Source organism: Frondihabitans peucedani (assembly GCF_039537585.1).
Taxonomy (GTDB): Bacteria; Actinomycetota; Actinomycetes; order Actinomycetales; family Microbacteriaceae; genus Frondihabitans; species Frondihabitans peucedani.
Map to the genome: position 1 here is coordinate 206794 of NZ_BAABAU010000003.1, position 23850 is coordinate 230643.

The following is a 23850-nucleotide window of genomic DNA, read 5'->3' on the forward strand; positions in this document are numbered from 1 at the left end:
CACCCTCAGCCGATCGCCTCTAGGGTGGACCGAGTCCTAGACGGAGGTTCGATGATCACCTGGCCCGGCAACCCGTACCCGCTCGGTGCGAACTACGACGGAAGCGGAACGAACTTCGCCATCTACAGCGAAGCGGCCGAGCTCGTGCAGCTCTGCCTGTTCGACGACGCCGGAGTCGAGACGCGCGTCGACCTCCTCGAGGTCGACGCCTACGTCTGGCACGGCTACCTGCCGAGCGTCCAGCCCGGTCAGCGCTACGGGTACCGCGTCCACGGGTCGTACGACCCGGCGTCCGGGCACCGCGCGAACCCGAACAAGCTGCTCCTCGACCCGTACGCGAAGGCGACGAGCGGCGAGATCGACTGGGACGAGGCGCTGTTCGCCTACAACTTCGGCGCGCCCGATTCCCGGAACGACAAAGACTCCGCGCCGCACATGATGATGAGCGTCGTCATCAACCCGTTCTTCGACTGGCAGGGCGACCGGCCGCCGAAGTACAGCTACGACGAGTCGATCATCTACGAGGCCCACGTCCGCGGCCTCACCCAGACGCACCCCGACATCCCGCAGGAGCAGCGGGGCACGTACGCCGGTGTCGCGCATCCTGCGATCATCGAGCACCTGAAGGGGCTCGGCGTGACCGCCATCGAGCTGATGCCCGTGCACCAGTTCGTGCAAGACAACACGCTCCTCGAGAAGGGCCTCCGCAACTACTGGGGCTACAACACGATCGGCTTCTTCGCGCCGCACCAGCAGTACGCCTCGGTCACCGACCACGGCCAGCAGGTGCAGGAGTTCAAGACGATGGTCCGCGTGCTCCACGACGCGGGCATCGAGGTCATCATCGACGTCGTCTACAACCACACCGCCGAGGGCAACCACCTGGGCCCGACGCTGTCGTTCAAGGGCATCGACAACGCCGCGTACTACCGGCTCGTCGAAGACGACAAGCAGTACTACATGGACTACACCGGCACGGGCAACAGCCTGAACGTCCGGCACCCGCACTCGCTGCAGCTGATCATGGACTCCCTCCGCTACTGGGTGACCGAGATGCACGTCGACGGCTTCCGCTTCGACCTCGCAGCCTCCCTCGCCCGCGAGTTCTACGAGGTCGACCGCCTGTCGACCTTCTTCGAGCTCGTGCAGCAGGACCCGATCGTGTCGCAGGTGAAGCTCATCGCCGAGCCGTGGGACGTCGGCCCCGGCGGCTACCAGGTGGGCAACTTCCCGCCGCAGTGGACCGAGTGGAACGGCAAGTACCGCGACACCGTCCGGGACTTCTGGCGCGGCGAGCCGGCGACGCTCGGCGAATTCGCCTCCAGGATCACGGGGTCGGCCGACCTCTACGAGCGCGACGGCCGCCGCCCGGTCGCCAGCATCAACTTCGTCACCGCGCACGACGGCTTCACGATGCGCGACCTCGTCAGCTACAACGACAAGCACAACCAGCAGAACGGCGAGAACGGCAACGACGGCGAGAGCCACAACCGCTCGTGGAACTCCGGCGAGGAGGGCCCGACGAAAGACCGGGCGATCGCGGAGCTCCGCCGCCAGCGGGTGCGGAACTTCCTCGCGACGCTCCTGCTCAGCCAGGGCGTCCCGATGATCCTGCACGGCGACGAGCTCGGCCGGACGCAGCGGGGCAACAACAACACCTACGCCCAGGACAACCCGATCAGCTGGATCGACTGGTCGAAGGCCGACACCGACCTGGTCGCGTTCACGACGTCGCTCATCGAGCTGCGCCGCAAGCACCCGACGTTCCGCCGCCAGAGCTACTTCGACGGCCGGAGCGTGCGGCGAGGCGTCGGCGACCCCCTGCCCGACATCGTCTGGCTGACGCCCGACGGCGACGCGATGCAGCCCGAGGAGTGGGACTCCGGCTTCGGCCGCTCGATCGGCATGTTCCTGAACGGCAGCGGCATCCACGGGCGCGACTCCCGAGGCGGCCGCGTCACCGACGTCAACTTCGTCCTGTACTTCAACGCGCACGACGACACCGTGACCTTCACCCTCCCCTCCGACGAGTACTCCGAGTGCTGGGAGCTCGTCATCGACACCACCGATTCCCCGAAGCCCGAGCACGTGCTTCACGCCGGCGAGAAGCTCCCCGTGGCGGGCCGCTCGATGGTCGTCCTCCGAGCCGCGGTCGAGGACGACGCATGAGCATCAGCCACCACCCGAGATCCACCTACCGCCTCCAGATCCGCCAGTCGTTCCCGCTGAACGCCGCGGCCGACGTGGTCCAGTACCTCCGCGACCTCGGCGTCGACTGGGTCTACCTCTCCCCCGTCCTCGAGGCGGAGGCCGGGAGCGACCACGGCTACGACGTCGTCGACCACTCGCGCGTCGACCCCGCCCGCGGCGGAGAGGTGGGCCTCGCGACCCTCGCCGACCGCGCGCACCTGTTCGGCCTCGGCGTCCTGATCGACATCGTCCCGAACCACATGGGCGTCGCGACCCCGCACACCAACTCCTGGTGGTGGGACCTCCTGACCCACGGCCGCGAGTCGAAGTACGCCTCGGCCTTCGACGTCGACTGGAAGGCCGGCGACGGCAGGCTCCGGCTGCCGGTGCTGGGCTCGGGCGGCGACGACCGCTTCGACGACCTCCGCGTCGAGGACGGCGAGCTCCGCTACTTCGACAACCGCTACCCGATCGCCCCGGGCACGGCCTCGCCCGGCGACTCGGCCGTCGACGTCCACTCCCGCCAGAACTACGAGCTGGTCTACTGGAAGCGCGCCGACAGCGAGCTCAACTACCGCCGGTTCTTCGCCGTCAACACGCTCGCCGGCATCCGCGTCGAGGAGCCCTGGGTCTTCGACGAGTCGCACGCCGAGATCGCCCGCTGGTTCCGCGACGGGATCGCCGACGGCCTCCGGATCGACCACCCCGACGGCCTGGCCGACCCCAAGGGCTACCTCGACCGCCTCCGCGAGCTCACCGGCGGGGCGCACGTGCTCGTCGAGAAGATCCTCGAGGGCCCCGAGGAGCTCCCCCACGACTGGGCCGCCGACGGCACCACCGGCTACGACGCCCTCGGCGAGTTCGACCGCGTGCTCACCGACCCGCGCGGCGCCGAGCGCCTCGGCCGCCTCGACGCGGTCCTCCGCAGCAGCGACGGCGACGAGCACCCCGCCGAGCTCTACTGGCACGACATGATCCACGGCTCGAAGCGCGAGGTCGCCGACGGCATCCTGAACAGCGAGGTCCGCAGGATCGCGCGCCTGCTCACCGACGGCACCGAGCCGCCGCGCGACGAGACCGTCGACGCGATCGCCGAGCTGCTGACGTCGTTCCCGGTGTACCGGAGCTACCTCCCGCTGGGAGCGGAGCAGCTCGCGAGCGCTGCCGCCGCGAGCCGCGAGGCCCGCCCGGAGCTCGGCGACGAGATCGACCGGGTCGTGGCGGTGCTCCGCGACCCCGCGCATCCTGCGGCCGTCCGCTTCCAGCAGACGAGCGGCATGGTGATGGCGAAGGGCGTCGAGGACAGCGCCTTCTACCGATACAGCCGCCTGGTCTCGCTCAACGAGGTCGGCGCGGAGCCGGGTGAGTTCTCGCTGACGGCCGACGCGTTCCACGCCCGGCAGCAGCGGCGCCTCGCGACGTTCCCCCACGCGATGACGACGCTCTCGACGCACGACACCAAGCGGTCCTCCGACGTCCGCGCCCGCATCGCCGTCCTCGCCGAGGTCGCCGACGAGTGGGCTGCGACGCTGTCTCGGCTCCGCGAGCTCGCGCCGGTGGGCGACGGACCCTTCGAGAACCTGCTCTGGCAGAGCATCGTCGGCGCCTGGCCGGCCTCGCGTGAGCGCCTCCACGCCTACGCCGAGAAGGCGTCGCGGGAGGCCGGGCAGTCGACCACCTGGACCGAGCCCGACGAGGCGTTCGAGAACAGGATGCACGCCCTCGTCGACGCCTGCTTCGACGACGACGCCGTGGCGAGCGAGCTCGAGCGGATCGTCGACGTGGTCCGGCAGCCGGGCTGGTCGAACTCGCTGTCGCTCGCGATCCTGCAGCTCACCGGCCCCGGCGCGCCCGACGTCTACCAGGGCACCGACCTCTGGGACTACTCCCTCGTCGACCCCGACAACCGCCGCCCGGTCGACTTCGCCCTGCGGAGGCTCTACCTGTCGGCGATCGCCGAGGGCGCCCTGCCGGAGGTCGACGAGACCGGTGCGGCGAAGCTCCTGGTCACGCAGCGGGCGCTCACGCTCCGCCGCGACCGGCCGGAGCTCTTCTCCCGGTACGCCCCGCTCCCCGTGTTCGGCGAGGCGGCCGACTCGGCCGTCGCCGTCGACCGCGGCGGCGCCGTCGTCGTGGCGACCCGCTTCCCGGTCGCTCTCGCCGAGGCCGGCGGCTGGCGCGGCACCGAGGTCCACCTGGCCGACGGCGCCCGCGTCGACGTCCTGACGGGACGCCGCTTCGACGGCTCCTCCCTCCGCCTCGCCGAACTGCTCGACACCTACCCCGTCGCGCTCCTCGTCCCCGCAGAACCCGACTCCACCCCCGAAAGCGACTGATGACCCTGTACGACGTCTGGGCCCCGATCCCCGCACGCGTCCGCCTGACTCTCGACGGCGACATCCACGACCTCACCCGCGACTCCGACGGCTGGTGGCGCGCACCCGACGACCTCGACCGAGGGCCGGGCCACCGCTACGGCTTCCTGCTCGACGACGACGAGACCCCCAAGCCCGACCCGCGCTCGCTCCGCCAGCCGGACGGCGTCCACGGCCTCAGCGAGACCTACGACCCGGCCGCGTTCGCCTGGACCGACGCGTCCTGGCGAGGCCGCCCCCTCGCCGGGGCCGTGATCTACGAGCTCCACATCGGCACCTTCACCCCGGAGGGCACCCTCGACTCCGCGATCGACAGGCTCGACCACCTCGTCGACCTGGGGATCGACTTCGTCGAGATCCTGCCGGTCAACGGCGTCAACGGCACGCACAACTGGGGCTACGACGGCGTCGACTGGTTCACCGTCACCGACAACTACGGCGGGCCCGAGGCGTACCAGCGCTTCGTCGACGCCTGCCACGCGCGCGGACTCGCCGTGGTGCAGGACGTCGTCTACAACCACCTCGGCCCCTCCGGCAACTACCTGCCGACCTTCGGCCCGTACCTCACCGACAAGCACGCCAGCACCTGGGGCATCGGTGTCAACCTCGACGACGAGGGCTCCGACGAGGTGCGCTCGTTCATCCTCGACAACACCGAGCTGTGGCTCGACCAGTACCACGTCGACGCTCTCCGCCTCGACGCCGTCCACGCGCTGGTCGACGACTCCCCCGTGCACCTGCTCGAGCAGATGGCCATCCGTGCGGCACGGCTCAGCGCTGTGACCGGCCTCCCGAAGACGCTCATCGCCGAGAGCGACAAGAACGACGCCTCCCTCGTGACGCCGCGCGAGGCGGCCTCGCACGGCGGCAGCGCGTTCGGCATCGACGCGCAGTGGAGCGACGACTTCCACCACTCCGTCCACGTCTCGCTCACCGGCGAGACGAGCGGCTACTACGAGGACTTCGCCCACCTCGACGCCCTCCACAAGGTGCTGACCCGCGGCTTCTTCCACGACGGCACCTGGTCGTCGTTCCGCGAGACGTACCACGGGCGCCCGATCGACACCGAGCGCATGCCCGGCTGGCGGCTCGTCGTCGCCAACCAGAACCACGACCAGATCGGGAACCGGGCCACCGGCGACCGTCTCGCGGCGACCCTCGACGACGGCCAGCTCGTCATCGCCGCCGCCCTGACGCTCACGGCGCCGTTCACCCCGATGCTCTTCATGGGCGAGGAGTGGGCTGCGTCGACGCCCTGGCAGTTCTTCACGTCGCACCCCGAGGCCGACCTCGGCAAGGCGACCGGCGAGGGCAGGATCGCGGAGTTCGCCAAGATGGGCTGGGATCCTGCGGTCGTCCCCGACCCTCAGGATCCTGAGACGTTCACCCGCTCGAAGCTCGACTGGAGCGAGACCGCCGGCGGCCGTCACGCGCTCGTGCTCGACGCCTACAAGCGCCTGATCGCGCTGCGGCGGTCGGAGCGGGAGCTCCTCGATCCTGCGCTCTCGAACGTGTCGGTGGAGCACTCGGAGGAGGACCGCTGGCTGGTTCTGACCCGCGGCACGATCCGCGTCGCGGTGAACTTCGCCGCGGAGGAGCAGACGCTCGACGTCGCGAGCCGCGAGGTGCTGTTCGCGAGCGACGACGCGGTGGTGGCTGGCGGCGCGTCGCTGACGCTCCCCGGGCACTCGGTGGCGGTCGTCCGCTAGGTCGCGTCGCGCGGCTCTGGCGGTCTGTGGGGCCGCCCTTTCGGCGCGGAGCTAGGCGCGGGAAGAGGACGCGTACGCGTCGACGTACTCCTGGCCGGACATCGCCCGGACGGTCTGCATGATCTCGTCGGTGACGGCCCGGAGGCGCGGGGCGTCGTAGTCGCCCTCGACGGTCTCGAACTGCAGAGGCCGGCCGAGCTCGACGGTGATGCCGCCGCGACGCGGGAGCCGCTTGCCGGGCACGAAGATGCGGTCGGTCCCGGTGACGGCGCAGGGCACGACGGGCACGCCCGACGCGAGGACGAGCCGGGCCACTCCGGTGCGACCGCGGTGCATCTTGCCGTCTCGCGAGCGCGAGCCCTCGGGGTAGATCCCGATGAGGCCGTTCTCGGACAGCACCTGGAGCCCGGTCTCGAGCGACGCCTTCGAAGCGGAGCCGCCGGAGCGGTCGATCGGCAGCTGCCCGATCTGCCGCAGGAACCAGCCGAGCAGCCGCCCGCCGAAGCCCGACTTCTCGTAGTACGTGCTGGCGACGAGGTAGGTCATCGGCCTCTTCACGACCCCGGGGATCACGACCGAGTCGATGAACGCCAGGTGGTTGCTCGCCAGGATCACGGGACCGCGCTTCGGCACGTTCTCGAGCCCCACGACCTTGACGCGGAACCACCAGAACAGGACGGGGCGCACGACCAGCGCGCGGAAGAACGCATACACGACAGTCAGCGTACGGGGTCGGCAGCGCGGCGGGCAGCGCGGTGTCAGTGGGTGGGCTTCGTCGCCGATGTCAGGTCGGCCGAGACGATCAGGTTCTCGTCGTAGTGCCCGATGGCCGGGTTGAACACTCCCCCGCAGGTGATGAGCCGGAGCGTCGGCGTCGGGGTCGTCCCGTAGACGTCGCTGGTCGGGAACTGCGACTTCAGGGCGCTGCGGCTCCCGCTCACGGTGAACGTCTCGACGGCGCCGGAGGACAGCGTCACGCGGACGGTGTCGCCGGGCTTCAACTCGTGCAGGTGGAGGAAGACCGCCGGGCCGGTGGGCGAGTCGATGTGTCCGGCGATGATGGCCGGGCCGACGGCGCCGGGGACGACGCCCTTCGCGTACCAGCCGGCCGAGAGCCACGCCTTGGGCGGGTCGAGCTCGCCCTGGGGGCCGATGGCGAGGTCCTCGAGGCCGCTCGTCACGCCGATGGCCGGGATCTCGACCTTCACGGGGACGACGCCGGCGGTGGGGACGTCGCCATAGCTCGACGTGTCGGGATCCTGGATGCCGGAGGCCGCCCCGGGGCGCGGGGTCGGCGCGGCCGACGACGACTGCTTCGGTTCAGCGTGGGGCTCTGCGGCCCGCGAACCGCTGCCCGAGCAGCCGGCGAGACCGGCGACGAGCAGCCCGGCGACGATCGCGGCCACGGCGGCGGAGGCACCGGAGCGGGCGCGCCGGCCGAGACGGCGGCGGAGCGGGAGACGCGTCATGTCACTGCCCCTTCGGCGAGGCCTGCGAGGCGAGCGGCGAGCACGAGCCGAGCGAGTCGGTCCGCAGCTGGAGGGCGCCGAGGGCGTCCCAGGCGTCGCCGTAGTAGGTCGGGGTCGAGCGGGCGAGGTCGTCGGCCTTCCGGAGGTCGGACTCGGCCGCCTCCTGCTGACCGGAGGCCGCGCGAGCGGCCGCCCGGGCGACATACCCGAGGGGGTTCTGATCGCCGTTCGTCGCGGTGCCGCCGAGGTCGAGCTGCATCGGCAGGGGGTCCTTGCCCGCGAGGGGCGCCGCGAGATCGGCGGCGAGCGCCACGTCGGTGCTCGAGCACGACTCGGCGTAGCGGACGGCCAGGCGTCCGGCGTCGTAGCCGTACTGGACGGTCCCCCCGTTCCCGGTGGCGCTCGGCAGCGGCACCACGGTCCCGTCGAGCCGCACCTGCGCCCAGTCGCTCGGAAGAGCAGCACCGCGCAGGATCTTCGCGGTGACGGCCCGCGAGCCGGTCGCGAGCTCTGTCCACCTCGGGTCCTTCGTCGTGCGGGCCATCAGCGCGAAGGTGGCCGGGGCCGCGTACGAGGGGTTGTACGACCAGGGGCCTGCGCCGTCCGCCCAGGGTCCGGGGAGCAGGATCCTGCCGTCTGGGGTCTCCACCGTCATCTCGTCGAGCAGGTCGCTCCCGAGGGCGGTGCCCGCCTTCGTGAAGGCAGGATCGCCGAACGCCGTCCCGGCCAGGACGAGCGCGCGGGCCGCGTCGAGGTCGGCGTCGGAGGCCGGCATGTCGTCGACCACCTTCCCGTCGTCCCATCGCCAGGCGAGCAGCCCGTCGGAGCGCTGCAGGTGCTTCCTCGTCCAGGTCCAGATGCTGCGGAATGTCTTCTCGTCGCCCGTCCCGACAGCGACCAGCATCCCGTAGGCCTGGCCCTCGCTCACGGTGTCGCCGCCCTGGTCGCGTCGGACGACGCGGCCGGCTCCCGAGCCGGAGCGGTCGACGTACTCGGCGAGGAACGCCCGGCCGATCGCCGTCGCCGAGCGGACCGTCGTCGCCCCCGCGCCCGACGTGGGCGTCGAGGACGCGGCGGGGTCGCCGATTGCGGCGGGGTCGGCGGCCTCGCGGTGCGGGAGGCCGATGGCGAGGGCCGCGACACCCGCGGTCACGAAGAGGGCGAGGACGACGGCGAGGACGGTGAGGGTGCGGATCCGGGTGGTCATCGCGCCCTAGCGGCGGAGCTCCGGGAAGAGCGCCGGGGTCGGACCGACGAGGTCGAGGCCCGCGCGCGTGGCCTCGTAGCCGCCGCCCGTCTGGACGCCGCCCTTCGGGGTCGTCGTCGTGGCCGCGCTGTCGACGGCGGGGACGATGGTGATGCCGCCCTTGGAGTTGTCGAGGATGAACAGCGTGTTGATGCTGCCGGAGGCGAGGGTGAGGCTCTTCGTGGCCGTCGCCGCCTTCTTCTTGCCCTGGAGGTCGAGGGTCCACTTGCCGGCGTCGACGGACGCGTAGCCGGAGGCGCTGCCGTAGGGGGCGTTCTCGGCGATCGGCGTGCCGGTCGTCGTCTCGACGCTGACCGACTTCGAGACGGTGGCAGCCTGCACGAGGCGGATGCGGGCCTTGTCGTCTGCCGGCTTCGTCAGGTCGTCCTCGAAGACCGTCGTCTTGAGGTCGGCGTTCTTGCCGTAGGCGACCACGGTGATCGGCTTGCCCGAGGCGACGGTCACGGAGGCCGAGATCACCGGGGTGGAGGTGACGGCGGCGCCCGCGGGGACCATCGACACCGAGTAGGTGCCGACCGGCAGCCGCTTGTAGGGGCTCACCTGCCCGTAGGTGACGTCGTCGAGCTCGTAGGCGACCTGGCCGCCGGAGAGGGCGGTGAGCCGCACGTCGACGCTCTTCGTGTCGGGCGAGAGGTGACCGACGCGGACCCAGCCGGTCGCGGATCCTGCGGCCTCGGCCGACGGAGCGTGGAGGACGCCGGCGCCCACCGCGAGGACGGCGGCGGCAGCGACGGCGAGGACGACGCCGAGGCGGGCGGGGCCGCTCCGGCGGGTGCGGGGAGCCTTCGTGGACTCCGGGGAGATGGTGGACATGGTGATTCCTCTCGGGCGGGACTTCGGGTGATCGGGTCGTTCGGGTGCTGCGGGTCGTTCGGGTGATCGGGTCGTTCGGGTGCTGCGCGCGCTGCCGGCCGGGTCAGCCGGCGAGCCCCGCGGGTTCGACGGCGGGGAACAGGATCGTGGTCGTGCCGCCCCGCTGGGTCACGGACGACGGCGCGTAGGTCGGCCCGACCTTCTTCAGCCAGGTCACGAGGCGGCTGCCGGGCTCGCCGGCACTCCTCGTCACGACGATCTGCCGGAAGGCGGAGCCGTCCTCGCCGGGGAGGGCCCGGAGCTCGTCGACGGCCACTGGGCCGGTGGCGAGGAGCTGCCCGAGGATCAGGCTGCCGCGCGCGTCGAGCTGGCCGGCGCGGAGCTGCTTCTTCAGGGCGGCCGAGCCGACGAGGTTCGGGTTGTCGGCGAGCTGGGTGCCGGCGGCGATCAGCGAGGCCTTCTCGTCCGCGGCCTGCGCCTTGGCCGCTCGGGCCCCCTCCGGGTGGATCTGCCGCACGTCGACCAGCTGGTCGGCGGTGCCGAACGACGCCACGATCGTGGAGTTGGCCAGAGCATCCTGGACGTCACGGCTGCCCCGGGCGGAGGTCCGGACGGAGTCGGTCGTGATGATGTAGTCGCTGTCGCGCCAGCCGTTCGGCGACTGGGCCTCGACGGCCCCGTCGGTGTCGATCTTGTAGAACCAGATGACGTTGTCGCGCGCGAAGCCGTCCTTGACCAGGTCGACCCACATGGAGTCGTCGACGAGCAGGCGGCTGTCGTGGGGGACGTTGTCGTCGACCCACTTCTCCGCGCTCACCATCGGGGAGTCGAGGTCCGACAGGAGGAATCCGCGCAGCTGGACGGTCCAGAGCGGGACGAGGGCCGCGATCGCGACCGCGGAGAGCACGAGCCAGGCCGTGGCGCCGGTGCGGCTGAGGGCCGTGGTGACCCTCCCCGCGCGGCGAGCGCGGAAGGCCTTCACTGCGATGTCAGCGACTCCTGCGACGAGCAGGGCTCCGAACGGGATCAGCATGATCACGTACGGCACCGGCACATAGCTGTTCGGGCGGAACATGATGGCGACCGAGAACAGCACGAGCACCGCGAACGGGCGGAGCCTCGTCAGGAAGAGCCCGACGACGGCCGCGACCAGGGTCATGACGATGAAGACCTGGTCGAGGTTCCACCACTGGTCGACGACCTTGAAGAAGAGGCTCTGCGGGTCGAGGATCGAGCCGCTCGCCGCTCGCGTGCCGAGCTGGAACGTGAGGCCGCCGATGAGGCTGGTGTGGCCCTTCCCCGGGACGAGCTCCCCGCGGACGGCCGCGAACACCACGTAGCCGAGGCCGACGAGAGCGAGGACCGCCCCGGAGGTCGCGAGCGTGTAGCGCCGGGTCGACCGGTCGGAGTTGCGGATCATCGTCCAGGCGAGGAACGGCAGCGCCAGGAGGAAGGTCTCCTTCGACAGCACCGCGATCCCGAACGCGAAGGCCGAGCCGATGAAGCCGGCCAGCTGGGCCCGCCGACTGAGGGCCAGGAGGAACGCCAGGAGCAGCCACGGGACCGCCACGTTGTCGAGGTAGACGGTCCGGTGGAACTGGACCGCGAGGGGCGAGACGCCGAACACCAGGGAGGCGACGGCGGCGGCCGGGCGGCTGAGCCCGATCCTGCGCGCCAGGAACCACATCAGGACCGTCGCGACCAGCGCGAAGAAGAGCATCGCCTCGCGCCCGGCCATGACGGCCTGGTCGTAGCGGCCGAACGCTCCGGTGGCCCCGGTGTAGCCGGCGATCTGCAGCCAGCCGAGCGGCGGGTGGTCGTACCAGTAGGTGTAGTGGGTCAGTTCGCCGAGGTGGCCGATCGCCCAGGCCTGGGCGGTGTAGGTGCCCTCGTCGTCGATCCGCTGCGGCGACCCGGCCATGTTGATGCGCTGCACGACGCCGACGACGGCGAGGACGGGCAGCAGGATCGCGAGCGTGCCCCCGTGAGCGCGGAGCCACGTGGCGATCCCGGACGGACGGCGCCCGGAGTCCTGCGGCGTCTCCGGGGCGGAGGAGCGCGGCGGCGCCTTGACGGGGCGTTCGATCGTGGAGGTCATCGCTCGTCTCCCGACGCGAGGAGGAGGGCCGGTTCGGGCTGGAGGGCCGGCTCGGGCTGGAGGGCCTTCTCGGGCTGGAGGGTGCGGGCGGCACCGATCGGGGTCACGGTTCCGGTCTCGACCGGCGCCTCGGCGTCGCGGTGCGCGCCGGTGTGCTCGGTCTTCTCCCAGCCGTTCTGCCCGCGGAGCTGCCGGTAGACGGCCCGCACGGCGCCGAGCGCGAGGAAGATCTGGTACGGGATGAGCCCCCAGATCAGGCGGAAGTAGTCGAGCGCGCGGACCTTCGTGCCGTAGGTCCGGCCGAACTCGGCGAGGCCGGTGATCTCGACGGCCAGCAGCACCAGGGTCGGGGCTACCGGGATGAACGTGATGAGCGCGATCCCCGTCGGCACCTTGACGGTGAAGATCAGGAGGACGGAGACCGGGATCAGGAGGCCGGTGACAGCCTGGATGAACGGCATCGTCAGCAGGTAGCGGGCGTAGAAGCGCTGACGGAACGTCGGCAGCTTCTTCCACTCGCCCTTGCCGAGGACCTGCATGAAGCCCTGGTTCCAGCGAGTGCGCTGCTTCAGGAGCGACGTGAACGACCCGGGGGTCTCCTCGCGGGTGACGACCTCGGGGCTGTAGGCCACGACGACGTTCGCGCCGGCGCTCGAGAGTCGGACGCCGAGCTCGCAGTCCTCGGCGAGGCATCCTGCGTCCCAGCCCTCCGACCAGTCGAGCCACTCCTTCGTCACGAAGACGGTGTTGCCGCCCAGCGGGATGAACTTCGACTTCGCGTGGAAGTGCAGGCGCGAGCGGAACCAGAAGTAGTACTCGAGCACGTTGCGGAGGCTCCACCACGACGTCTGGAAGTTCATCAGCTGCACGCCGCCCTGCACGACGTCGGCGCCGGTCTCGGTGAACTTCGAGTCGACCAGGCTGAGGAGGCGCGGGTGCACCTCGTCCTCGGCGTCGAACACGCCGACGATCTCGCCGGTCGCGGTCTTCAGGGCGAGGTTCAGCGCCTTGGGCTTGTTCTTCGGCACCGAGTCGTCGACGATCACGCGGATGAGCTCAGGATGACGCGCGGCCGCCTCGCGGGCGACGCGCTCGGTCCCCGGGTCGTCGTGACCCACGATCGCGATGATCTCGAAGCCCGGGTGATCCTGCATCGCCAGCCGGTCGAGGGTCTGGCCCATGACCTCCTCCTCGTGGCGGCCCGGCACGAGGAGCGTGAAGGTGTGCGACGGAGCGAGGGGCTGCTCGCTGAACGACGTGCCCTTCAGGTTGTCCTTCGAACGCCACGCGTGGAGCATCCACCAGAGAGTCGACACCGCCACGGCGGTGAGCAGGAGGCTGACCAGGACGAGGGCGGAGTAGCCGAGCCACTCGCCGAGGGTCCAGGCGGGGAAGTGGAAGCCGAGAGCCTCCCCGGCGCCGCCGGTCGAGAATCCGCGGTTGGGGATCACTCCGCCGTCGGCGGGCGCCTGGGGAGTGAGGAGAGGTGCGGGTTCGCCGGCCGCCGTGAGGGTGTGGGCGGTCGACATCGGGTTGGGTGACACGGGTGACTGGCTCCTTCGCAGGATGGAAACGGGGTAAGCGCCGTTGCTCAGATCGGGTGCTTCGGGTAGCACCGGTCGGTCGGACCCCCCCGGACGAGGGTCGGCGGACATACCCAGCCTTCGTCGTCCTGGGCGTGAGCGTTTGCCTCGGGTACAGGCATTTCCGCAAACTGCCAGGGTACGGACACGTCTCGTTCACACGAGACGGGCTGTCGGGGGACGAATACAGTGGCGTCATGGAATTCAGACACCTCGGCAACTCAGGGCTCAAGATCTCCGAGATCACCTACGGCAACTGGCTGACGCACGCGGCCCAGGTCGAGAACGACACCGCGACCGCGTGCGTCCGGGCAGCGCTCGACGCGGGGATCTCCACCTTCGACACCGCCGACGCGTACGCGAACACCGCCGCCGAGAAGGTCCTCGGCGACGCTCTCAAGGGCGAGCGCCGCGAGTCGCTCGAGATCTTCACGAAGGTCTACTGGCCGACCGGGCCGCGCGGCCACAACGACGTCGGGCTCAGCCGCAAGCACATCCTGGAGTCGATCGACGGGTCGCTCCGCCGCCTCGGGACCGACTACGTCGACCTCTACCAGGCGCACCGCTACGACAGCGAGACGCCCCTCGAAGAGACCATGCAGGCCTTCGCCGACGTCGTCCGCCAGGGCAAGGCCCTCTACATCGGCGTCTCCGAGTGGAACGCCCAGCAGTTGAAGGCCGGGCACGACCTGGCGCAGAGGCTCGGCATCCAGCTCATCTCGAACCAGCCGCAGTACTCGATGCTGTGGCGCGTCATCGAGCAGGAGGTCGTACCGGCCAGCCACCAGTACGGCATCTCGCAGATCGTCTGGTCGCCCATCGCCCAGGGCGTCCTGACCGGCAAGTACAAGGCCGGTCAGCCGCTCCCGGCGGGCTCTCGCGCCACCGACGAGAAGGGCGGCGCCAACACGATCAAGCGCTTCCTCACCGACGAGGTGCTGACGGCCGTCGCCGAGCTCGAGCCGATCGCGCGCGACCTCGACCTGTCGATGGCGCAGCTCGCAGTCGCCTGGGTGCTGCAGAACAAGAACGTGGCCTCGGCGATCATCGGCGCCTCCCGCCCCGAGCAGGTCTTCGACAACGTCAAGGCCGCCGGGGTGACGCTGCCGGCCGAGGTCCTCTCGCGGATCGACGCCGCCGTCGGGCACCTGGCCGAGCGCGATCCTGCGAAGACCGTCTCCCCCGAGAGCCGACCCGCCTAGTCCACTCGCCGTTCACATCTCGATTGCCGGGAATAGCCGGCAAGTAGATACGATTGCATCAACCGTAGGTCGGTGTCATGTCATCGACCTGACCGACCGTCACGACCTCTTGGAGACAACAATGGCAATCAGCACCGCAACCATCCCCGGCTACGTCGCAGGCACCTGGACCCTCGACCCCGCTCACTCCGAGATCACCTTCTCGGTCCGCCACCTCGCGATCTCGAAGGTCAAGGGCAAGTTCGAGTCCTTCGACGTGAACGTCACCACCGGCGAGAGCATCGTCGACTCGACCATCAAGGCGACCATCGACGTGGCCTCCGTCACCACCGGCAACGCCGACCGCGACGGCCACCTCCAGTCGGGCGACTTCTTCCTGACCGAGGAGCACCCGCAGCTCGTCTTCCAGTCGACCAAGATCACTGAGGACGGCGACGACCTCCTCATCGACGGCGACTTCACGATGCGCGGCGTCACCAAGCCCGTCACCCTGAAGGCCGAGTTCGGCGGCATCGTCACCGACGGCTACGGCCAGACCAAGGCCGGCTTCTCGGCCAAGGGCAAGATCGACCGCACCGAGTTCGGTGTGAACTTCAACGCCGCCCTCGAGACCGGCGGCGTCCTGCTGTCGAACGACGTGGCGATCGACATGGAGATCCAGCTGGTCCTCGCCAAGTAGCACCCTGTTCTGCCGAGGGGCCCGTGCCGTGTGGCGCGGGCCCTTCGTCGTGCTCGCTGCCGGTACTCGGTCGCGGCGGCCGTGCCGCCTGCATTCGACGCCCGAGAGCCCCGACAGCGAGGCTCACGACCGGCCGCGCCTGCGACTGAGGTGGCGCCGTCTACGCGCAAGTCGAACGGTGAGCATCAGTCGTCTCCTCACCGACTGGAGCCGCTCCCGGAACAACCACGCGGCGGCGAACGCCAGGAGCGCGAGGGGAAGGAGCTCCGGCGCGAGAAGGAATGCACCGAAGACCACCTCGGCCATCTCGAATCCGATGAACGACAAAGCCGCGACCCAGACCCAGCCGCTGAACAGGGTCGAGCGTCGCGAGGCCTCTCGGCGAAGGCGTCGGCATCGCGTGAGGAGGACGCGGGCACGGCGGAGCGCAGGATGCCAAAACCGCGGGGCCGGGCGAAGTCGCGTACGTGGACGGAATGGCGCGAAAAAAAGGCGAGGCAAGAAGGGTCTCCGAAAGTCGACGGGATCAACTGGCATCCGTCGCACCGAGGGCGGACTCTTTGCCGACGCCGCAGACTGGCGAGCGAGCGAGCGAGCGAGCGAGCGGATCGGTCTAGGGCAGAGAAAGAGCGGCAGCCCCGGTCGACGGCGCGGTGACTCCCGGCGCGCGAGCCCCGTGCCCGCTGGCCAACAGCACGCTCTTCGGACCGCCGACGGAGCCCCGTGCCCGGACCCGCAGTCGCGCAGGCGCAACGCGGCAGAGTGGTCGGAGGAGCACGACTCGAATCACTCGATCGAAGGCTGCCACCGAGAGGAGGAGCGCGGCTGCCCCGAGCAGAGCCGCCGTCACGTCCGCGGTCGTCGCGAGAGGGACCAGGTGCACCCACGTGTCGAGCGCCACGGCGTAGGGAAGGCAGAACCAGGCCAGCGAAGACACGGACGCCCCCCTTCTCACTCCCGCTCCGTCACGCTCATGCTAGGGCTTCACCGCGAGGCGCGCCCAGGGGGGGGCGCTACTCACGACCGAGGAAGCGCCTCCGCGATGCGCTGCGCCACCTCGGGCGGAGACAGGTGCGAGGTGTCGACGACCTGAGCCTCGTCGTGAAGCCAGGATCGCGCGGCCTGGGAGTAGACATCTGGGCCCCGTTGGCTCTGCCGGCCGTCGACCGCAGGATCATGAGGACACACGTCCCCTGGCTCGGGGTCTGCCCGGCCACTGTCCCCGGCTAGACGTCTAGAAGGCGCCCCGGAGACCTCGCCTCAGGCATCCGACCACGAAACCGAGCCACACCACGCTGAGAGCACCCAGCACCACGCCCGCCTGCAGTGCCACGTTCCCCAGAGGCTGTGGCTCTGGATTGATCGCGATCACGAACGAGGACGACTCCGTGTAGACACTGTCTCCTCCGGACGGTGCGGTCCGAGGCACTCCGCCGACGAACAGACCGTGGCGCGCCGCCCCGATGAGCGCGATCCCGACCGCGGTCGTGACGAGCGCCACCACCACGCGGCGCACCGTCGTCGAACCCGCCCCGCGGAGGAACGCCAGAATCACGAGACCCGCGACCACCAGCACCACGCCGACGTCGACCTGCGGCTCGGCGAACGCAGGGACGGCGGGCCCGGCGGCAGGACCGCGGACAGGCGAGTACGGGTACCAGCCGGGAGCGTCGGCGGACGCGTGCGACCAGGCGACGAGAGCCACGGCCGCGACGAGCAGCAGGACCGCGGCGACGGCCGAGGTCGTGACGCGCTCGGTGATCCTGCGCGCGTCGGGGTTCCGGCCGAGGCCTGCGGTGACGCGGCCGGCCCGGAGTGCGAGCGTGCCGAGACCGACCGTCAGCAGGACGAAGGCGAGCACGGTGAGGAGCGCCACCGCCGTCGGAGAGAGGGTCGCCCCGGCGATGAAGGCGAAGTCGGTCGGAGGCTTGCCGGAGAAGGCGGAGCCGTAGAAGACGTCCTGGCGGAGGCCAAGAGGCAGCGTCGGCCCGACCAGCAGCGCCAGCCCGGCCAGCACCGCCGTGACGGCGAGGGCGAGGAGCCCGGCGCGACGGCGCAGGAGAGCCCGCGGACGGCGCCGCAGCCCGAGACCCCGGAGCGTCCCGGCCCAGAACGCGCCGACCACGAGTCCGAGCGCGATGAGCCCCGCGCTCGGCAGGGCGCTTCCGCCCGGGCCGGGGGTGAACACGGTGTCGCTGAGCGGCGCGTAGGCGAACCAGCCGTAGGAGGTCTGCGCGGTCTGCGCGACGACGAGCAGGACACCGCCCACCAGGATCGCGACGGCCGCCGCCACCAGGACGGCGCGCCGTGGGCGAGCCGCCGGCTCGCCAGCCGCTCCCCCGCCCGCGCTCATGTCAGAAGTGTGGCATAGCCGCGGGCGGCGGTCCGGAGTTAGAGTCGAGAGCGTCGGCAGGGGCCGACCACGATCACGAGACCAGGTACAGACGATGATGTCTTCCCGCTTTCGACGCGCCCTGACGGCTCTCGCCGCCGCAGCGCTCGTCGCCACCTCCGCGACGGGTCTGGCGCAGGCCGCCTCGGCCGCTCCGGCACCCGCGCACGCTGCGCATCCCGGGCACGCCGCGCATCCTGCGCCCTCGCGTGCGCCGGACCTCGGCCCGAACGTCCACGTCTTCGACCCGAGCATGTCGACCGCCTCGATCCAGGCCGAGGTCGACGCCGTCGCCGCGCAGCAGATCGACTCCGAGATGGGCACCGGACGCGTCGCCCTCCTCTTCGAGCCCGGCACCTACGGGACGGCCGCCGATCCGCTGGTGTTCCAGGTCGGCTACTACACGGAGGTCGCCGGCCTCGGCCAGTCGCCCACCGACGTCACCATCAACGGCGCGGTCAACGTCTACAACCGCTGCCTGACGGCCGACAACTGCATCGCGCTCGACAACTTCTGGCGGTCGATCTCGAACCTCACGATCAATCCGACCGGCGGCACCGGCTGCCGCACGAACACGGAGTTCTGGGCCGTGTCGCAGGCCAGCCCGATGCGGCGCGTCAACATCACCGGGCAGCTGAGCTTCATGGACTACTGCACCGCCGGACCGCAGTACGCGAGCGGCGGATTCCTCGCCGACTCGAAGACGCAGGCCGTGACGAACGGCAGCCAGCAGCAGTTCCTGACCCGCAACAGCCAGATCGGCTCGTGGTCGAACGGCGTCTGGAACCAGGTGTTCGCGGGCGTCGAGGGCGCTCCGGCGCAGTCGTTCCCGAAGCCCGACCCCTACACGACCCTCGCCGCGACTCCGGCCAGCCGGGAGAAGCCCTACCTCTACGTCGACGCGAAGGGCTCCTGGCGGGTCTTCGTCCCGACGGCGCAGACGGACTCGTCGGGCACGACCTGGGCCGACGGCCCCACGGCCGGGCGCTCCCTGCCGCTCAGCGCCTTCTACGTCGCGTCGCCCTCCGACTCCGCCAAGAGGCTCGACTCGCAGCTCGCCCGCGGCAAGAGCCTGCTGCTGACGCCCGGCGTGTACTCGATCGACCGCAGCCTGCACGTCCGTCGTGCCGACACCGTCGTCCTGGGACTCGGCATCGCCACGCTGACCGCCGAGCGGGGAGCCGTGCCGCTCGTCGTCGACGCCGACCGCGGCGTCGACATCGCCGGCATCATGATCGACGCCGGCGCGACGAACTCGCCCGCGCTGCTCCGCCTCGGGGCCGCGAAGCCCGCCCACACCCACCGCTCGCCGGTGCAGTCGGCTCGCGCCGCAGCCGACCCGGTGGCCCTGCAGGACGTCTTCTTCAGGATCGGCGGACCCCACGTCGGGCGCGCCACGGTGAGCCTCGAGGTGAACGCCGACCACGCGATCCTGGACGACATCTGGGCCTGGCGGGCCGACCACGGCCAGGGCGTCGGCTGGACCTCCAACACCGCCGACACCGGCGTCGTCGTGAACGGCGACGACGTCACCGCCACCGGCCTGTTCGTCGAGCACTACCAGAAGTACAACGTCATCTGGAACGGCGAGCGCGGCCGCACGGTCTTCTTCCAGAACGAGCTGCCCTACGACGCGCCCTCGCAGGCGGCGTGGCAGCACGGCGGCGTCGACGGCTGGGCCGCGTACAAGGTCTCCGACCGGGTGAAGACCAACGAGCTCTGGGGCGGAGGCTCGTACATCTTCACGAACGTCGACCCGAGCCTCCACGCCACGCGCGGCTTCGAGGTGCCGGTGAGTCCCGGGGTGCGGCTGCACGACATCCTGACGGTCAACCTGGGCGCCGGCACGCTGGACCACGTCGTGAACGACACCGGGGATCCTGCGACGGTCGCGAACACCGGCACGCCGGTCTCGCTGGTCAGCGGGCCGTAGCCGCCTCCGCGAGGGTCGCCACCCAGGCCTCGATGTCGCGCTGCGAGCGCAGGCGGACGATCCGCAGCGCAGGATGCTCGCGCTCGGCATCGAGGACCCTGGCGGCGATCGTCCGGCGGCTCTTCCAGCCCCAGCGGATGATGTGCTCGGGGTCGGTCAGGATCGTGCGGAGCGGCGGCTCGACGTTGCCGTTCCAGAGCTCGGTGCGGCGGAAGCGCCTCGAGAGGGTCCGCCGCACCAGGCGCGTCATGTGCGTCGCCGCACGGAGGTCGAGCCAGACGACCGTGTCGGCCCGGCTCGGCAGCAGGTCGCCGAGCTGCGACGCGTACTGCCACTCGGTCACCCACGCGGGCGCCGCCGTGAAGGCGTCGACCTCCTCGACGAAGCCGGGCAGGATGCTCCACTCCGGCCCGTGGAACAGCGCGTCGATCTCGGTGTGCGGCAGGCCGAGCACCTCGTCGACGCGTCTGCCGAGGGTGGTCTTGCCCGTGCCCGACGCGCCCGCGACGAGCACGCGGCGCGGCGTCGGGACGAGCGGGTCGCGGGGTCCGAGCATCCTGCCAGCCTAGGCGGCGGGCCCGCTCGGACCTCTCGCGGCCCCGTCTCCGATCAGATGTCGAGGGTCTCGCTGAAGATGCGCTTCACCGGCGGGGCCGCGACGATCTCGCCGAGGCGGTTCTGGCCCTCGGGGGTGGTCCGCCACTCGGCGTAGGCGGCGTGGTGGGCGGTCGACTCCCAGGTCTCGACGACGACGAGCTTGGCGCTGTCGTCGTCGTCGACGAGCACCTCGATGCCCTCGTTGCCGCTGTAGGCGCGGGTCTGGGCGAGGGTCTCGCTGATGATGCTCTGGGCCTCCGTCGCGTCGGGTCGGAGGGTCATCTCGAGCAGAACGGTCATCGACATTCGTCGTCCATTTCTTCAGGCGCCGCCGTGGTGCGGGCGCTCCTCCATCATGGCCCCGCCGCAGGCCGCTCGTGCTGCTCGCTCGCAGGGGGTCGGCGGGGCGTGTCGGCAGCGGCACCGCGCCGCGGCGCGGTGCCTGCGCCGACGCGCGGCGCCGTGCTCGACCGTCAGAGCCGGAGGACGCGATACGTCTCGTCGACGGCGAAGCCGGACCGCGCGTAGAGCGGCACGGCTCGCGCGCTCGAGTGCACGCGCACATACTGGCAGCCGTGACCGCGCGCGTCGTCGATCAGGGCTGCGAGCAGGCGCGATCCTGCGCTCTCCCCACGGAGCTCCGGTACGACGTACACGGACTGCACGTCAGCAGAGAAGCGCCCGAGATCGTTCGGCGTCGGCGGGCGGTCGGTGTAGGCGATCCACGCCATGCCGACGATCTCGCCGTCGTGCTCGGCCACGAAGCAGCGGTGGGACGAAGGATGCGCTGCCCAGAACGCCACTGTCGCGTCGCGGTAGCCGACCGGATCCGTCACGGGCCGTACACCTGCCTCATCGACGCTCCACCGCCAGCGGAGGTCCGCCACCGCCCCCAGCTCGTCGGATCGGGCCCGACGGATCACGAGATCGTCCATTCGACCACTCTGTCACTCCGCGCCGGATCACTCGTGGGCCAGCAGCGGGGCGCATCGGCAGCGGCACCGCGCCGCGGCGAGGTGCCTGCGCCGACGCGCGGCGCCGACGGGCGCCGGGAACAACCCGAGCACCCCGACAGTTGTCGCAAGCCCACGCCCCACCCCGAGAGGATCCCCATGCCCGAGAACTGGATCGCCCTCCTCCGCACCGCCCACACCGAGTTCGCGGCGCGCATCGCCGCCGTCGCCGACTGGGACGCCCCGACCCCCGACACCGAGTGGACCATCCGCGACCTCGTCGCCCACGTCACCGAAGACCAGCAGTGGGTGCCCGAGCTCCTCGCCGGCCGCACCACCGCCGAGGCCGAGCTGAAGGTCACACCCCTCGGCGACGACCTCGCCGCCGAGTGGCGGAGGCACGCGGCCGCGGCCCTCGCCGCATGGGAGGCAGCCGACCTCGACGCCTCGGTGCACCTGTCGTACGACACGGTCCGGGCCGCCGACTACCTCGCCGAGCAGGTCGGCGACATCACGATCCACACCTGGGACCTCGCCCGGGCCACGGCCACCAGCGAGGAGCTCGACGACGACCTCGTCGACGCCGTCTGGAGCGTCTTCGAGCCGCAGGCCGGACTCCTCGAGGCGAGCGGCCTCTTCGCCCCGGCCGTGAGCGTGCCGGCCGACGCGTCGCTCCGCGTCCGGCTGCTGGCGCTGACCGGGCGCGACGCCGGCTGACGCAGCAGCAACTCAGCCGCACGCAGCACCACCCCAGCAGCACCAGCCGGTCGCGCGCGCGAGCGACCGCGTGGAAAGCTGGTCGCATGTCCGATGACGTACAGAGCCCTCCGTCCACCCGTCCCTGGTCGTCCAGCTACGCCGAGGGGGTGCCGCTCGACATCGAGCCGGTCACGGGCACCCTGGTCGACCTGATCGACGAGGCCCGGGCGGCCTACCGCTCGCACGCAGCGCTCGAGTTCTTCGGACGCACGACCAGCTACTCGAGCCTCCACGACCAGATCCTTCGCGCCGCGGAGGGCCTCCGGAGGCTCGGCGTGAAGCACGGCGACCGCGTCGCGCTCCTGCTGCCCAACTGCCCGCAGCACGTCGTCGCGTTCTACGCGATCCTGCGCCTCGGAGCCGTCGTCGTCGAGCACAACCCGCTCTACACCGACCGCGAGCTCCGCCACCTCTTCGAGGACCACGGCGCGCGGGTCGCCGTCGCCTGGGACAAGCTGGTCGACCGCCTCGCCGAGATGCCCCGCGACATCCGCTTCGAGGCCGTGGTCAGCGTCGACCTCACGCGCGAGATGCCATTCGGCAAGCGGGTCGCCCTGCGGCTCCCCCTCGGGCGAGCGCAGGATGCCAGGTCCGCCCTGACCACGCGCGTCGCGAAGCACCGCACCCTCCGCGTCGTGCCGTGGAAGCACGTCGTCGGGGCCCGGCCCCTCCGCGCCCGCCACGAGCGGCCCGCCCTCGACGACGTCGCCCTGCTGCAGTACACCAGCGGCACGACCGGCCTGCCGAAGGGCGCGATCCTGAGCCACCGGAATCTGCGGAGCAACGTCGAGCAGGCGCGGGCCTGGGTGCCGGGGCTCGCCGACGGCACCGAGACGTTCTACGGGGTCCTGCCGTTCTTCCACGCGTACGGGCTCACCCTCTGCCTGACGGTCGCGATGCGGATCGGCGCTCGAGTGGTGCTGTTCCCGAAGTTCGACGTCGACCTGGTGCTCGGCGCGGTGAGGAAGAGCCCGCCGACGTTCCTGCCGGCCGTCCCGCCGATCTACGAGCGACTGGCGGAGGCTGCCAAGAAGCGGAGGGTCGACCTGTCGAGCGTCCGCTTCGCGATCTCGGGGGCGATGAACCTGCCGCCGTCGGTCACCACGGCCTGGGAGGAGGCGACCGGCGGCATGCTCGTCGAGGGCTTCGGACTCACCGAGACGTCGCCGATCGCCCTCGCGAACCCGGTGGGCTCGACCCGGCGCCCCGGCACGGTCGGCGTCCCGTTCCCGTCGACGGAGGCGAAGGTGGTCAAGCGGAAGCACCCCGACGTCGAGGTGGCGCCCGGCGAGAAGGGCGAGCTGCTGCTGCGCGGCCCGCAGGTGTTCCAGGGCTACTGGAGGCGGCCGGACGAGACGGCCGCGGTCCTGATCGAGGGCGGCTGGTTCCGCACCGGCGACGTCGTCACGATGAGCGCCGACGGCTACATCACCATCGTCGACCGCATCAAGGAGCTCATCGTCACCGGCGGCTTCAACGTGGCCCCGTCCGAGGTCGAGGAGGCGGTGCTCGGCGTCGCGGGCGTGGCGGAGGCCGCCGTGGTCGGCGTGCCGCGAGACGCAGGAGGCGAGGACGTCACGGCGGCCGTCGTCCTGAAGCCCGGGGCGCGCTTCGACGAGGAGGAGGCCCGCGCCCACTGCAGGGCGCACCTCGCCGCCTACAAGGTGCCGAGGCGCTTCGTCGTCGTCGACGAGCTGCCGAAGAACCTCATCGGGAAGACGCTCCGCCGGAAGATCCGGGAGTCGCTGATCGCGGCGGAGTGACGCCGGCTCGGGCGCGCTCTCGGTCGCGCGTTCACCCGCGCGTGGAATACTCGGGCGTTCAGAATTCC

General features: G+C 71.1%; 18 protein-coding genes. 8 read left to right on the top strand and 10 right to left on the bottom strand.

The window, feature by feature from the left end; all coding sequences use genetic code 11:
- Positions 1-51: 51 nt before the first annotated feature.
- From glgX to treZ, 3 genes are read left to right on the top strand one after another with little or no spacing between them, the layout of a single operon-like run.
- A complete protein-coding gene (glgX, locus tag ABD733_RS12435) occupies positions 52-2169 on the top strand; it encodes a glycogen debranching protein GlgX (RefSeq protein ID WP_344796653.1) in 2118 nt (705 codons plus the stop codon).
- Positions 2166-4526, top strand: a complete 2361-nt coding sequence (treY, locus tag ABD733_RS12440; RefSeq protein WP_344796655.1) for a malto-oligosyltrehalose synthase — start codon at positions 2166-2168, stop codon at positions 4524-4526. The genes glgX and treY overlap by 4 nt, the downstream gene beginning before the upstream one ends.
- The gene (gene treZ, locus ABD733_RS12445; RefSeq protein ID WP_344796657.1) at positions 4526-6274 is read left to right on the top strand and encodes a malto-oligosyltrehalose trehalohydrolase; all 1749 of its coding nucleotides are present in this window, start codon (positions 4526-4528) and stop codon (positions 6272-6274) included. The genes treY and treZ overlap by 1 nt, the downstream gene beginning before the upstream one ends.
- A 51-nt stretch (positions 6275-6325) precedes the next feature.
- Here treZ and ABD733_RS12450 read toward each other — a convergent pair whose 3' ends face one another.
- The 6 genes from ABD733_RS12450 to ABD733_RS12475 all read right to left on the bottom strand — a co-directional run bounded on the left by ABD733_RS12450 (position 6326) and on the right by ABD733_RS12475 (position 13465).
- Positions 6326-6988 (bottom strand): lysophospholipid acyltransferase family protein, encoded by a 663-nt coding sequence (locus tag ABD733_RS12450; RefSeq protein WP_344796659.1) that lies wholly within the window; start codon positions 6986-6988, stop codon positions 6326-6328.
- Positions 6989-7032: 44 nt separating this feature from the next.
- Positions 7033-7743 (bottom strand): sortase domain-containing protein, encoded by a 711-nt coding sequence (locus tag ABD733_RS12455; RefSeq protein WP_344796661.1) that lies wholly within the window; start codon positions 7741-7743, stop codon positions 7033-7035.
- Between the two features lies 1 nt (position 7744).
- The gene (locus ABD733_RS12460; protein ID WP_344796663.1) at positions 7745-8950 is read right to left on the bottom strand and encodes a family 8 glycosyl hydrolase; all 1206 of its coding nucleotides are present in this window, start codon (positions 8948-8950) and stop codon (positions 7745-7747) included.
- Between the two features lie 6 nt (positions 8951-8956).
- Positions 8957-9823, bottom strand: coding sequence for a DUF4397 domain-containing protein (locus tag ABD733_RS12465; RefSeq protein WP_344796665.1), 867 nt, complete (start codon positions 9821-9823; stop codon positions 8957-8959).
- Positions 9824-9926: 103 nt separating this feature from the next.
- Entirely contained in the window at positions 9927-11921 is a 1995-nt protein-coding gene (locus tag ABD733_RS12470; RefSeq protein ID WP_344796667.1) for a glycosyltransferase family 39 protein, read from the bottom strand.
- Positions 11918-13465: a glycosyltransferase family 2 protein gene (locus ABD733_RS12475; RefSeq protein ID WP_344796669.1), complete on the bottom strand. Its 1548-nt coding sequence runs from the start codon at positions 13463-13465 to the stop codon at positions 11918-11920. The genes ABD733_RS12470 and ABD733_RS12475 overlap by 4 nt, the downstream gene beginning before the upstream one ends.
- A 236-nt stretch (positions 13466-13701) precedes the next feature.
- Between ABD733_RS12475 and ABD733_RS12480 the strand changes: the two genes are divergently transcribed.
- Complete coding sequence (locus ABD733_RS12480) at positions 13702-14706, top strand: aldo/keto reductase family protein (RefSeq protein ID WP_344796671.1); 1005 nt, start codon at positions 13702-13704, stop codon at positions 14704-14706.
- A 121-nt stretch (positions 14707-14827) separates the two neighbouring features.
- Entirely contained in the window at positions 14828-15385 is a 558-nt protein-coding gene (locus ABD733_RS12485) for a YceI family protein (protein WP_344796673.1), read from the top strand.
- A 1234-nt stretch (positions 15386-16619) separates the two neighbouring features.
- Here the strand turns inward: ABD733_RS12485 and ABD733_RS12490 are convergent.
- On the bottom strand, positions 16620-17738 hold the full coding sequence (locus ABD733_RS12490; protein WP_344796675.1) for a hypothetical protein: 1119 nt from the start codon (positions 17736-17738) through the stop codon (positions 16620-16622).
- 97 nt (positions 17739-17835) lie between these two features.
- Here ABD733_RS12490 and ABD733_RS12495 point away from each other — a divergent pair, with 97 nt between their 5' ends.
- Entirely contained in the window at positions 17836-19710 is a 1875-nt protein-coding gene (locus ABD733_RS12495) for an adenylyl cyclase (protein ID WP_344796677.1), read from the top strand.
- Here ABD733_RS12495 and ABD733_RS12500 read toward each other — a convergent pair.
- The 3 genes from ABD733_RS12500 to ABD733_RS12510 all read right to left on the bottom strand — a co-directional run bounded on the left by ABD733_RS12500 (position 19697) and on the right by ABD733_RS12510 (position 21242).
- Positions 19697-20266, bottom strand: coding sequence for a P-loop NTPase family protein (locus ABD733_RS12500; RefSeq protein ID WP_344796679.1), 570 nt, complete (start codon positions 20264-20266; stop codon positions 19697-19699). The two genes, ABD733_RS12495 and ABD733_RS12500, sit on opposite strands and share 14 nt — an antisense overlap.
- Before the next feature lie 53 nt (positions 20267-20319).
- Complete coding sequence (locus ABD733_RS12505) at positions 20320-20607, bottom strand: putative quinol monooxygenase (protein WP_344796681.1); 288 nt, start codon at positions 20605-20607, stop codon at positions 20320-20322.
- A 173-nt stretch (positions 20608-20780) separates the two neighbouring features.
- A complete protein-coding gene (locus tag ABD733_RS12510) occupies positions 20781-21242 on the bottom strand; it encodes a GNAT family N-acetyltransferase (RefSeq protein ID WP_344796683.1) in 462 nt (153 codons plus the stop codon).
- A 177-nt stretch (positions 21243-21419) separates the two neighbouring features.
- Here ABD733_RS12510 and ABD733_RS12515 point away from each other — a divergent pair, with 177 nt between their 5' ends.
- The gene (locus ABD733_RS12515; protein WP_344796685.1) at positions 21420-21977 is read left to right on the top strand and encodes a TIGR03086 family metal-binding protein; all 558 of its coding nucleotides are present in this window, start codon (positions 21420-21422) and stop codon (positions 21975-21977) included.
- Between the two features lie 86 nt (positions 21978-22063).
- Positions 22064-23782, top strand: a complete 1719-nt coding sequence (locus tag ABD733_RS12520; protein WP_344796687.1) for a long-chain-fatty-acid--CoA ligase — start codon at positions 22064-22066, stop codon at positions 23780-23782.
- The last annotated feature ends 68 nt before the right edge of the window (positions 23783-23850 follow it).

Excerpts from the sequence above, each read along its gene's own strand:
- glgX (WP_344796653.1), top strand. The coding sequence starts at position 52 with ATGATCACCTGGCCCGGCAACCCGTACCCGCTCGGTGCGAACTACGAC.
- treY (WP_344796655.1), top strand. The coding sequence starts at position 2,166 with ATGAGCATCAGCCACCACCCGAGATCCACCTACCGCCTCCAGATCCGC.
- treZ (WP_344796657.1), top strand. The coding sequence starts at position 4,526 with ATGACCCTGTACGACGTCTGGGCCCCGATCCCCGCACGCGTCCGCCTG.
- ABD733_RS12455 (WP_344796661.1), bottom strand. The coding sequence starts at position 7,743 with ATGACGCGTCTCCCGCTCCGCCGCCGTCTCGGCCGGCGCGCCCGCTCC.
- ABD733_RS12460 (WP_344796663.1), bottom strand. The coding sequence starts at position 8,950 with ATGACCACCCGGATCCGCACCCTCACCGTCCTCGCCGTCGTCCTCGCC.
- ABD733_RS12465 (WP_344796665.1), bottom strand. The coding sequence starts at position 9,823 with ATGTCCACCATCTCCCCGGAGTCCACGAAGGCTCCCCGCACCCGCCGG.
- ABD733_RS12470 (WP_344796667.1), bottom strand. The coding sequence starts at position 11,921 with ATGACCTCCACGATCGAACGCCCCGTCAAGGCGCCGCCGCGCTCCTCC.
- ABD733_RS12480 (WP_344796671.1), top strand. The coding sequence starts at position 13,702 with ATGGAATTCAGACACCTCGGCAACTCAGGGCTCAAGATCTCCGAGATC.
- ABD733_RS12485 (WP_344796673.1), top strand. The coding sequence starts at position 14,828 with ATGGCAATCAGCACCGCAACCATCCCCGGCTACGTCGCAGGCACCTGG.
- ABD733_RS12490 (WP_344796675.1), bottom strand. The coding sequence starts at position 17,738 with ATGAGCGCGGGCGGGGGAGCGGCTGGCGAGCCGGCGGCTCGCCCACGG.
- ABD733_RS12495 (WP_344796677.1), top strand. The coding sequence starts at position 17,836 with ATGTCTTCCCGCTTTCGACGCGCCCTGACGGCTCTCGCCGCCGCAGCG.
- ABD733_RS12500 (WP_344796679.1), bottom strand. The coding sequence starts at position 20,266 with ATGCTCGGACCCCGCGACCCGCTCGTCCCGACGCCGCGCCGCGTGCTC.
- ABD733_RS12505 (WP_344796681.1), bottom strand. The coding sequence starts at position 20,607 with ATGACCGTTCTGCTCGAGATGACCCTCCGACCCGACGCGACGGAGGCC.
- ABD733_RS12510 (WP_344796683.1), bottom strand. The coding sequence starts at position 21,242 with ATGGACGATCTCGTGATCCGTCGGGCCCGATCCGACGAGCTGGGGGCG.
- ABD733_RS12515 (WP_344796685.1), top strand. The coding sequence starts at position 21,420 with ATGCCCGAGAACTGGATCGCCCTCCTCCGCACCGCCCACACCGAGTTC.
- ABD733_RS12520 (WP_344796687.1), top strand. The coding sequence starts at position 22,064 with ATGTCCGATGACGTACAGAGCCCTCCGTCCACCCGTCCCTGGTCGTCC.